This window comes from Rhodococcus sp. 14C212 (assembly GCF_011058195.1).
Classification (GTDB): domain Bacteria; phylum Actinomycetota; class Actinomycetes; order Mycobacteriales; family Mycobacteriaceae; genus Rhodococcus; species Rhodococcus aetherivorans.
The window spans coordinates 16,548-27,775 of sequence record NZ_JAALEH010000076.1 but is presented as its reverse complement, the minus strand read 5'-3'; the positions used below and the strand labels follow the sequence as shown (position 1 = coordinate 27,775).

The following is an 11,228-nucleotide window of genomic DNA, read 5'->3' as shown; positions in this document are numbered from 1 at the left end:
AGTCCACTCCGCTCGAGTCCACCCCGCCGGGATCCACTTCGCCCGAGCCCACCCCGTCTCCGACGGCCGGAGCGGGAACGGCTGCAGCCGAAGCGACCGGGTCCGGGCCCTCGGCCTCCACGGCGGGGCAGGGCTCCGAGTCCGACCGGAAGAGCGCCCCGGAGCTGCATGAACCGGTGCCCGTCGACGACGGTGGGGACGCGGGGGAGCCGGCAGCGCAGACCGGCGGCACCGTCGCGCGCGGCAGCTGGCGCCCGGTGGCGATCCTCGGCGGTGCCGCGGTCGCACTCGGTGCGTTCGCCGCGGTCGCTGCCGTCCGTCCCGGTGCGACGGTGAGCAACGAGGCGTGGGTCGACAGCGCTGCGACGGCGGAGGTCACCGCTGCCGCCGGCAATGCGATCGAAACGATGCACGGCTACAACCACGAGACGATCGACCAGGACTTCGCCGAGATCCGCGAGGTCCTCACCCCGCCGATGCGGGAGGAGTTCGATCTGACCGCGGACGTTACCAAGCAGGCCGCGGTGCAGACGCACACCGCGACGGAGGTGCGGATCGACCACATCGGTGCGTCGATGCTCGACGACGACCGCGCCGAGGTCGCGGCGTTCATCAGTGTCAGCGCGACGGGCGACGCCGTCGCCCAGGGCAGCGCGTCGGCGCCGCTGCTGGTGCGGATGGAGAGGATCGACGGCACGTGGCTGGTCTCCGAGATCCGGGACCGGTGACGGGCGTTCCGACGGGACAATCGGCCCGGTTGCTCTTGACGCGGGCGGCGTGAGCGGTCACTCTATCGGTACGCACGCACGAATACGCGTCCTGGGCGCCCGGGGTCGGGCGCTTCTTTTCGTGCCGTCGCTCGACATCTGCGACTTTTGGGTGTAAGTTCGGACTTTGCGCTGGCTGCCTCCTGTCCATCCCTCGACCGCATCGCCGGGAGCGTTGCCCTCCGGGGCTCGTTCCGCCGACTTCGTTGTGGGGTTGTCGTTCGGGTTGCGACCAGCGATAACGCCCCACATGAAGAAGCAGGTACAGCGGCGGTCGCACCGGTTGGAGCGGCCCGCGTGAGGTGCTGGAAGGACGCATCTTGGCAGTCTCTAGCCAGACCAAGGCAGTTGCCGGAATCCCCGGAGCCCCGAAGAGGGTCTCGTTCGCAAAGATTCGCGAACCTCTCGAAGTCCCCGGGCTCCTCGATCTACAGACAGATTCCTTCGAATGGCTGATCGGCTCGGAGCGCTGGCGCGCGCTCGCTGCCGAGCGCGGTGACGGCCCCGTCGTCGGTGGCCTCGAGGAGATCCTGACGGAACTCTCTCCGATCGAGGACTTCTCCGGCTCGATGTCCCTGTCCTTCTCCGATCCGCGCTTCGACGAGGTCAAGGCCTCGGTCGAGGAGTGCAAGGACAAGGACATGACGTACGCGGCGCCGCTGTTCGTCACTGCCGAGTTCATCAACAACAACACCGGCGAGATCAAGAGCCAGACGGTCTTCATGGGTGACTTCCCGATGATGACCGACAAGGGCACCTTCATCATCAACGGCACCGAGCGTGTCGTCGTCTCGCAGCTGGTGCGCTCCCCGGGCGTGTACTTCGACCGCACGGTCGACAAGAGCACCGAGAAGGACCTGCACAGCGTCAAGGTGATCCCGGGCCGCGGCGCGTGGCTCGAGTTCGACGTCGACAAGCGCGACACCGTCGGCGTGCGGATCGACCGCAAGCGCCGCCAGCCGGTCACCGTGCTGCTCAAGGCCCTCGGCTGGACCAACGAGCAGATCGTCGAGCGCTTCGGCTTCTCCGAGATCATGATGTCCACCCTCGAGAAGGACAACACGGCCGGCACCGACGAGGCGCTGCTGGACATCTACCGCAAGCTGCGCCCGGGCGAGCCGCCCACCAAGGAGAGCGCGCAGACCCTGCTGGAGAACCTCTTCTTCAAGGACAAGCGCTACGACCTGGCGCGCGTGGGACGTTACAAGATCAACAAGAAGCTGGGCCTGAACGCCGGCCAGCCGATCGAGGCGTCGACCCTCACCGAGGAAGACATCGTCGCCACGATCGAGTACCTGGTGCGCCTGCACGCGAGCGAGACCACCATGACGGCGCCCGGCGGCGTCGAGGTTCCCGTCGAGGTCGACGACATCGACCACTTCGGCAACCGTCGCCTGCGCACCGTCGGCGAGCTCATCCAGAACCAGATCCGCGTCGGCCTGTCCCGCATGGAGCGCGTCGTCCGCGAGCGGATGACCACCCAGGACGTCGAGGCCATCACGCCGCAGACGCTGATCAACATCCGTCCCGTCGTGGCCGCGATCAAGGAGTTCTTCGGAACCTCCCAGCTGTCGCAGTTCATGGACCAGAACAACCCGCTGTCGGGCCTGACCCACAAGCGCCGCCTCTCGGCGCTCGGCCCGGGTGGCCTGTCCCGTGAGCGGGCCGGCCTCGAGGTCCGCGACGTCCACCACTCGCACTACGGCCGCATGTGCCCGATCGAGACGCCGGAAGGCCCGAACATCGGCCTGATCGGCTCGCTGTCGGTGTACGCGCGGGTCAACCCGTTCGGTTTCATCGAGACCCCGTACCGCAAGGTCGAGGGCGGCATCGTCACCGACCAGGTCGACTACCTCACCGCCGACGAGGAGGACCGCCACGTCGTGGCGCAGGCCAACTCGCCGGTCGACACCGACGGCCGCTTCACGGAGGAGCGCGTCCTCGTCCGCAAGAAGGGCGGCGAGGTCGAGTTCGTCGCGGCGACCGAGGTCGACTACATGGACGTCTCGCCTCGGCAGATGGTGTCCGTGGCCACGGCCATGATCCCGTTCCTCGAGCACGACGACGCCAACCGTGCCCTCATGGGTGCGAACATGCAGCGTCAGGCCGTGCCGCTGGTGCGCAACGAGGCCCCGGTCGTCGGTACCGGCATGGAGCTGCGTGCCGCCGTCGATGCCGGGGACGTCGTCGTCACCGAGAAGTCGGGCGTGATCGAGGAGGTCTCGGCCGACTTCATCACCGTGATGGCCGACGACGGCACCCGTCGCACCTATCGGCTGCGCAAGTTCGACCGCTCGAACCAGGGCACCTGCTCGAACCAGCGGCCGATCGTGGACGAGGGCCAGCGCGTCGAGTCCGGCCAGGTCCTCGCCGACGGCCCCTGCACCGAGAACGGTGAGATGGCGCTCGGCAAGAACCTGCTCGTGGCGATCATGCCGTGGGAAGGCCACAACTACGAGGACGCGATCATCCTGTCGCAGCGCCTCGTGGAGGAGGACGTGCTCACCTCGATCCACATCGAGGAGCACGAGATCGACGCCCGCGACACCAAGCTCGGTGCCGAGGAGATCACCCGCGACATCCCCAACGTCTCGGACGAGGTCCTCGCGGACCTCGACGAGCGCGGCATCGTGCGCATCGGCGCCGAGGTGCGCGACGGCGACATCCTCGTCGGCAAGGTCACCCCGAAGGGCGAGACCGAGCTGACCCCCGAGGAGCGGCTGCTGCGTGCGATCTTCGGCGAGAAGGCCCGCGAGGTGCGCGACACGTCGCTGAAGGTGCCGCACGGCGAGACCGGCAAGGTCATCGGCGTCCGCGTGTTCTCGCGCGAGGACGACGACGATCTGCCCCCGGGTGTCAACGAGCTGGTCCGCGTGTACGTGGCGCAGAAGCGCAAGATCCAGGACGGCGACAAGCTCGCCGGCCGGCACGGAAACAAGGGCGTCATCGGCAAGATCCTCCCGCAGGAGGACATGCCGTTCCTGCCCGACGGCACCCCGGTCGACATCATCCTCAACACCCACGGTGTTCCGCGTCGTATGAACATCGGCCAGATCCTCGAGACGCATCTCGGCTGGATCGGCAAGACCGGCTGGAACGTCCAGGTGGCCGGTGACGGCGATCGTCCGGAGTGGGCGAAGAACCTGTCCGACGACATGCTCGCCGCCGAGCCGAACACCAACATCGCGACCCCGGTGTTCGACGGTGCCCGCGAGGACGAGCTGACGGGCCTGCTGGGCTCCACGCTGCCGAACCGCGACGGCGAGGTCATGGTCGGCCCCGACGGCAAGGCGACGCTGTTCGACGGTCGCTCCGGCGAGCCGTTCCCGTACCCGGTCTCGGTCGGCTACATGTACATCATCAAGCTGCACCACCTGGTCGACGACAAGATCCACGCGCGTTCGACCGGCCCGTACTCGATGATCACCCAGCAGCCGCTCGGTGGTAAGGCGCAGTTCGGTGGCCAGCGCTTCGGTGAGATGGAGTGCTGGGCCATGCAGGCCTACGGTGCGGCGTACACGCTGCAGGAGCTGCTCACCATCAAGTCGGACGACGTGGTGGGCCGCGTGAAGGTCTACGAGGCCATCGTGAAGGGCGAGAACATCCCGGAGCCGGGTATCCCCGAGTCCTTCAAGGTGCTCCTCAAGGAACTCCAGTCGCTGTGCCTGAACGTGGAGGTGCTGTCCAGCGACGGTGCGGCCATCGCGATGGCCGACGGCGACGACGAGGACCTCGAGCGGGCGGCGGCCAACCTGGGCATCAACCTTTCCCGCAACGAGTCGGCCACGGTCGACGACCTCGCGAACTAGGAGCCGACCCGATGAGATACGCCCCGCTCAGCCGGTGCGTCTCTCATCGGGCCCCGGCAGCGATAGCGACAACTAGCAGCAACAAAACCCGTAAAGGGGAAAGGAAGTTACGTGCTCGACGTCAACTTCTTCGATGAACTCCGCATCGGCCTGGCCACTGCGGAGGACATCCGCAACTGGTCGTACGGCGAGGTCAAGAAGCCGGAGACCATCAATTACCGCACGCTCAAGCCCGAGAAGGACGGCCTCTTCTGCGAGAAGATCTTCGGTCCCACCCGGGACTGGGAGTGCTACTGCGGCAAGTACAAGCGTGTCCGCTTCAAGGGCATCATCTGTGAGCGCTGCGGCGTCGAGGTAACTCGCGCCAAGGTGCGTCGTGAGCGCATGGGCCACATCGAGCTCGCTGCGCCGGTCACGCACATCTGGTACTTCAAGGGTGTGCCGAGCCGCCTCGGCTACCTGCTCGACCTGGCGCCGAAGGATCTCGAGAAGATCATCTACTTCGCCGCGTACGTCATCACCGCGGTGGACGACGAGCTGCGCCACAACGAGCTCTCGACCCTCGAGGCCGAGATGGAGGTCGAGAAGAAGTCCGTCGCCGATCAGCGCGACGCCGACCTCGAGGCCCGCGCGCAGAAGCTCGAGGCCGACCTGGCCGAGCTCGAGGCGGAGGGCGCCAAGTCCGACGTCCGCCGCAAGGTCAAGGACGGCGGCGAGCGCGAGATGCGTCAGCTGCGCGACCGCGCCCAGCGTGAGCTGGACCGGCTCGAGGAGATCTGGAACACCTTCACCAAGCTCAAGCCGAAGGACCTGATCGTCGACGAGCTGCTCTACCGCGAGCTGCAGGACCGCTACGGCGAGTACTTCACCGGCGCGATGGGTGCCGAGTCGATCCAGAAGCTCATCGAGAACTTCGACATCGACGCCGAGGCCGAGTCGCTGCGCGAGACCATCCGCAGCGGCAAGGGTCAGAAGAAGCTGCGCGCCCTGAAGCGACTGAAGGTCGTCGCGGCGTTCCAGCAGTCCGGCAACTCGCCCATGGGCATGGTTCTGGATGCGGTGCCGGTGATCCCGCCGGAGCTGCGTCCGATGGTGCAGCTCGACGGTGGACGCTTCGCGACCTCCGACCTCAACGACCTGTACCGCCGCGTCATCAACCGCAACAACCGCCTCAAGCGACTGATCGATCTCGGCGCCCCCGAGATCATCGTCAACAACGAGAAGCGGATGCTGCAGGAGTCCGTGGACGCGCTGTTCGACAACGGCCGTCGCGGCCGGCCGGTCACCGGCCCGGGCAACCGTCCGCTGAAGTCGCTGTCCGACCTTCTCAAGGGCAAGCAGGGCCGGTTCCGCCAGAACCTGCTCGGCAAGCGCGTCGACTACTCGGGCCGTTCGGTCATCGTCGTCGGCCCGCAGCTCAAGCTGCACCAGTGCGGCCTGCCGAAGCTGATGGCGCTCGAGCTGTTCAAGCCGTTCGTGATGAAGCGCCTGGTCGACCTGAACCACGCGCAGAACATCAAGTCCGCGAAGCGCATGGTCGAGCGCCAGCGCCCGCAGGTGTGGGACGTCCTCGAAGAGGTCATCAACGAGCACCCCGTGCTGCTCAACCGCGCTCCCACGCTGCACCGCCTCGGTATCCAGGCGTTCGAGCCGCAGCTCGTCGAGGGCAAGGCCATCCAGCTGCACCCGCTCGTGTGTGAGGCGTTCAACGCCGACTTCGACGGCGACCAGATGGCCGTGCACCTGCCGCTGTCCGCGGAGGCGCAGGCCGAGGCCCGCGTCCTCATGCTGTCGTCGAACAACATCCTGTCGCCGGCGTCGGGTCGTCCGCTCGCCATGCCGCGTCTGGACATGGTGACGGGTCTGTTCCACCTGACCCGCCTGGTCGAGGACGCGCCGGGCGCGTACCGGCCGGCCGCCGACGACGAGCCGGAGCAGGGCGTGTACTCGTCCCCGGCCGAGGCCATCATGGCCGTCGACCGCGGCGTGCTCTCGGTGCAGGCCCCGATCAAGGTGCGCCTGACGCAGCAGCGCCCGCCGAAGGACGTCGAGGCCGAGCTGTTCCCCGAGGGCTGGAACTACGGTGACGGCTGGATCGTGCAGACCACGCTCGGTCGCGTGCTGTTCAACGAGCTGCTGCCGGTGAACTACGGCTTCGTCAACGACGTCATGCCGAAGAAGCGTCAGGCCGCGATCATCAACGATCTGGCCGAGCGCTACCCGATGATCGTCGTCGCGCAGACCGTCGACAAGCTCAAGGACGCCGGCTTCTACTGGGCCACCCGCTCGGGTGTCACCGTGTCGATGGCCGACGTGCTGGTCCCGCCGGAGAAGAAGGACATCCTCGAGCGCTACGAGGCGTCCGCGGATCAGCTCGAGCGCAAGTTCGCTCGTGGTGCCCTCTCGAAGGAGGAGCGGCGCGACTCGCTGGTCAAGCTGTGGCAGGAGGCGACCGAAGAGGTCGGTCAGGCCATGGAGGCGCACTACCCGGACGACAACCCGATCCCGACGATCGTGAAGTCCGGCGCCGCGGGCAACATGACCCAGATCCGCTCGCTCGCGGGTATGAAGGGTCTGGTGACGAACCCGAAGGGTGAGTTCATCCCGCGCCCGATCAAGTCCTCGTTCCGCGAGGGCCTGACCGTGCTCGAGTACTTCATCAACACCCACGGTGCCCGTAAGGGTCTGGCCGACACCGCGCTCCGTACCGCCGACTCGGGTTACCTGACCCGTCGTCTGGTCGACGTGTCGCAGGACGTCATCGTCCGCGAGACCGACTGCGGCACCCCGCGCGGTATCGAGATGGTCATCGCCGAGCCCGAGCGCGACGGCGCGGGCAACGAGACCGGCCGCCTGGTGCGCGACGCCCACATCGAGACCAGCACGTACGCCCGTACGCTGGCCACCGATGCGGTCGACGCGGACGGCAACGTCGTCGTCACCCGGGGCAGCGACCTCGGCGACCCGGCGATCGAGGCCCTGCTGGCCGCCGGCATCCGGAAGGTCAAGGTCCGCTCCGTGCTGACCTGCGACACCGGCACCGGCGTGTGCGCCACCTGCTACGGCCGCTCGATGGCGACCGGCAAGCTCGTCGACATCGGCGAGGCCGTCGGTATCGTCGCCGCGCAGTCGATCGGTGAGCCCGGTACGCAGCTGACGATGCGTACGTTCCACCAGGGTGGCGTCGGTGAGGACATCACCGGCGGTCTGCCGCGAGTGCAGGAGCTGTTCGAGGCCCGCGTCCCGAAGGGCAAGGCGCCCATCGCCGACGTCTCCGGCCGCGTGCGCCTCGAGGACGACGACCGCTTCTACAAGATCACCATCGTCCCGGACGACGGCGGCGAGGAGGTCGTATACGACAAGCTGTCGAAGCGTCAGCGTCTGCACGTGATCCGCAAGGGGAACGGCACCGAGGGCATCCTCGCCGACGGCGACCACGTGGAGGTCGGTCAGCAGCTCCTCGAGGGTGCTGCCGATCCGCACGAGGTGCTGCGTGTCATGGGTCCGCGCCAGGTGCAGGTCCACCTCGTGAACGAGGTTCAGGAGGTGTACCGCAGCCAGGGTGTGTCGATCCACGACAAGCACATCGAGGTCATCGTGCGCCAGATGCTGCGTCGCGTGACGATCATCGACTCGGGTTCGACGGAGTTCCTGCCCGGTTCGCTGGTCGAGCGCAGCGAGTTCGAGGCCTCCAACCGTCGTGTGGTCGCCGAGGGCGGCGAGCCGGCTGCCGGTCGGCCCGTGCTCATGGGTATCACCAAGGCGTCGCTGGCCACCGATTCGTGGCTGTCGGCGGCGTCGTTCCAGGAGACCACTCGCGTGCTGACCGACGCGGCGATCAACTGCCGCTCGGACAAGCTGATCGGTCTGAAGGAGAACGTGATCATCGGCAAGCTGATCCCGGCCGGCACCGGCATCAACCGGTACCGGAACATCCAGGTGCAGCCGACCGAGGAGGCTCGCGCGGCCGCGTACGCGATCCCGTCGTACGAGGATCAGTACTACTCGCCGGAGGGCTTCGGCCAGAACACCGGCGCTGCGGTTCCGCTCGACGATTACGGTTACTCCGGCGACTACCGGTAGATCCGTCGCCGCGGCCGGGAAACCGGCTGCGGCCCGGCTCTCTGCCGTGGCCACGAAGGTCCCGCCCTCTTCTCTTCGGGGGCGGGGCCTTCCTGGTTTCCGGGGTGGACGTCACGGCCACGGCGGCAATCGACTAGTTTGGATAGGCACTCCTAATTAACCGAAGGGAACGCCTGTGCCGACGACCCGAATCCCCAGGCTGCTCGCCGCAGCCGGACTCGCTCTCACGTTCGTCCTGACCGCGTGCTCCTCGGCGAGCGATGAGGCCGGCGAGTCGTCGTCCCCGGCCGGAGGCGCGTTCCCGGTCACGATCGCACACGCGCTCGGCAGCACCACGCTCGACGCCGAACCCGAGCGGGTGGTCACGTGGGGCTTCGGCAGCACCGACGCCGCGCTCGCGCTCGGCGTCGTGCCCGTGGCCATCCCGGCCCAGTCCTACGGCGGCGACGCGCAGGGTGTGCTGCCGTGGATCGGGGACCGGCTCGCCGAGCTGGATGCCGAGACGCCGACCATCCTGCCGAGCGACGGCACGGACGTGCCGGTCGAGCAGATCGCGGCGGCGCGGCCGGACGTCATTCTCGCCAACTACTCCGGGCTCACCCGGGAGCAGTACGACACGCTGAGCCGGATCGCGCCGACCGTCGCGTACCCGGACGAGCCGTGGGCCACCCCGTGGCGCGACGTCGTCGCCACCGTCGGGCAGGCGCTCGGCAAGTCCGAGGAGGCCGCCCGGCTGATTGCCGACACCGAGGCCACCATCGCGGAGAAGGCGGCAGCCTACCCGCAGCTGCGGGGCAGGACCGTCGCCGCGGTGTGGGACACCGGCGACACCTTCTACGTCTACAAGCCGGCCGACCCGCGCGTGGAGTTCCTCACCGACCTCGGTCTGGTGAGCGCGCCCAGCGTGGCCGAGCTGAGCACCGACGAGTCCAGCTTCTACTTCACCCTCAGCTTCGAGGAGGCCGGCAAGCTCACCAGCGACATCCTGCTCTCCTACGCCGACGACGCCGGGGCCCAGGACCGTACCCTCGCCCAGCCGTGGGCGCGGACCATGCAGCAGGTGACCGACGGGCGGGTCGCGAAGGTCGACGGCACCGAGCTCATCGCCGCGGTGTCGCCGCCGACGGCGTTGTCGCTGACGTGGGGCATCGACGCCTATCTCGAGGCGCTCGCCGCCGCGGCGAAGTAGGCCGATTCCCGGTCGGTGCGGGACGGGGTCAGCGCGGGATGTGGAAGTCGACCAGGGCGGCACCGCGCGGGCCCAGATCCTGCCACGGCCCCCGCACCGCCAGCACCGCCACCGCGGAGGTCGGGAACTTCTCGATGATCTGACGGGCGGCGTCCGAGTCGTGGTCGTCCGAGAGCAGCAGCGTCGTCGCCGACAGGACGGGCTCGTGGCCCACCACGAGCAGCGTCGACACGGCGTCCGGGACCCGGCGGATCGCGTCGACGATCTTCCCCGGCGTGGCCTCGTAGAGATCGTCGAGGAACGTCGTGGGGACCTCGACGGCGGCCTCCGCCAGGGTCTTGCGGGCGCGCGTCGCGCTCGAGCACAGTACGGCGTCGATCGGGGGCTGGTGGGCCCGCAGCCAGCGCCCGGCGAGACCGGCCTCGCGTCGTCCGCGTGGGGCGAGGGGGCGGTCGTGATCGGCGACGTCGTCCGGGTACGCGGACTTCCCGTGCCGCAACAGGATCAGGGTGCGGGTCATGGGTTCACCCTAGGTGGTGACGGTCACCGCCGGCCGACGCGTGCCACCGCGCGCACCTCGTCGCCGACGGTGAACCACAGGGTCAGGGAGTCGGTGTCGTGACGGGCGCGCAGGACCAGCGCGTCGCCGGCGACGACCGGCCGAAGGTGCTCGATCACCGCGCGGTACGGCGCGGTCTGCAGTTCCGGCCGGCCGGCCAGGTGCTCCTCGATGCCGTGCCAGTAGGCGGCGTTGTTGACGTGGTCGAACGGGTCGATGTCGGTGGCCCGTAGGGGGAAGGCCGTGCCGGCGTCGGCGTCGTCGGACGGCGTGGGTGGCAGCCATGCCCGCCATCGCAGCCGGGTGTCCTCCGCATGGCGGGCCATGTGCTCCCAGAGCCGGTCGCTGATCCGTGCCGGCATCCCGTTGGTGGGCCCGATGTTGATCCAGAACGCCGAGGTGTCGATCAGGGCGTCGCCGGTGCCGTCGAACCGCACGCGGACGTTGGCCCATCGCGTGGACAGGGCGTCGCACCACCGGCGAAGTTCGAGTTGTTCGCGGAAGCGCGCCGGCCGGTGCACGTCGACGACGGTGCGGCGCACGATCCACAGCGGGTCGGTGGCGGTGGCGTCGACGGCGTCGAGGTTGTCGGTGCCGATGTCCTGCAGGTAGCGGGCCACGCCGTCGAGACGGAGCCGTTCCCGGTTGTCGACGTCGCCGGTGCGCACCGTGCGCGTGGACCGGAACGCGTCGTCGGGCGGGGGAGCGGACCCGAGGGGTTGCGCCAGCGCGTCCTCCGCCACGGGCTTCTCCGGTGCCGGTTTCGCCGCCGTGTCCGAACCCATTCGTCCCCCTGCTCGTCGTCGGGCCCTGCCGATTCT

Annotated in this window: 6 protein-coding genes; 4 read left to right on the top strand and 2 right to left on the bottom strand. The window is 68.5% G+C overall.

All coding sequences use genetic code 11. From position 1 onward, the window contains the following. The 4 genes from G6038_RS23880 to G6038_RS23865 all read left to right on the top strand — a co-directional run. Positions 1-728, top strand: a 728-nt coding sequence (locus G6038_RS23880) for a hypothetical protein (RefSeq protein WP_165040363.1), incomplete at its 5' end; no start/stop codon positions are given. 341 nt (positions 729-1,069) lie between these two features. Next, complete coding sequence (locus G6038_RS23875; protein WP_346772904.1) at positions 1,070-4,576, top strand: DNA-directed RNA polymerase subunit beta; 3,507 nt, start codon at positions 1,070-1,072, stop codon at positions 4,574-4,576. 111 nt (positions 4,577-4,687) lie between these two features. After that, positions 4,688-8,659 (top strand): DNA-directed RNA polymerase subunit beta', encoded by a 3,972-nt coding sequence (locus tag G6038_RS23870; RefSeq protein WP_165040359.1) that lies wholly within the window; start codon positions 4,688-4,690, stop codon positions 8,657-8,659. Positions 8,660-8,834: 175 nt separating this feature from the next. Beyond that, positions 8,835-9,848, top strand: a complete 1,014-nt coding sequence (locus G6038_RS23865; protein WP_346772903.1) for an iron-siderophore ABC transporter substrate-binding protein — start codon at positions 8,835-8,837, stop codon at positions 9,846-9,848. Positions 9,849-9,876: 28 nt separating this feature from the next. Here the strand turns inward: G6038_RS23865 and G6038_RS23860 are convergent, their stop codons facing one another. Together G6038_RS23860 and G6038_RS23855 are read right to left on the bottom strand one after the other, a co-directional pair. Beyond that, positions 9,877-10,368 carry a histidine phosphatase family protein gene (locus G6038_RS23860; protein ID WP_165040358.1) on the bottom strand — a complete coding sequence of 164 codons (492 nt, stop codon included), beginning with the start codon at positions 10,366-10,368 and terminating at the stop codon, positions 9,877-9,879. A 23-nt stretch (positions 10,369-10,391) separates the two neighbouring features. After that, on the bottom strand, positions 10,392-11,192 hold the full coding sequence (locus G6038_RS23855) for an acyl-ACP thioesterase domain-containing protein (protein WP_165040356.1): 801 nt from the start codon (positions 11,190-11,192) through the stop codon (positions 10,392-10,394). Between the last annotated feature and the right edge of the window lie 36 nt (positions 11,193-11,228).

Coding starts and splice junctions, on each gene's coding strand:
- G6038_RS23860 (WP_165040358.1), bottom strand. CDS start 10,368: ATGACCCGCACCCTGATCCTGTTGCGGCACGGGAAGTCCGCGTACCCG.
- G6038_RS23855 (WP_165040356.1), bottom strand. CDS start 11,192: ATGGGTTCGGACACGGCGGCGAAACCGGCACCGGAGAAGCCCGTGGCG.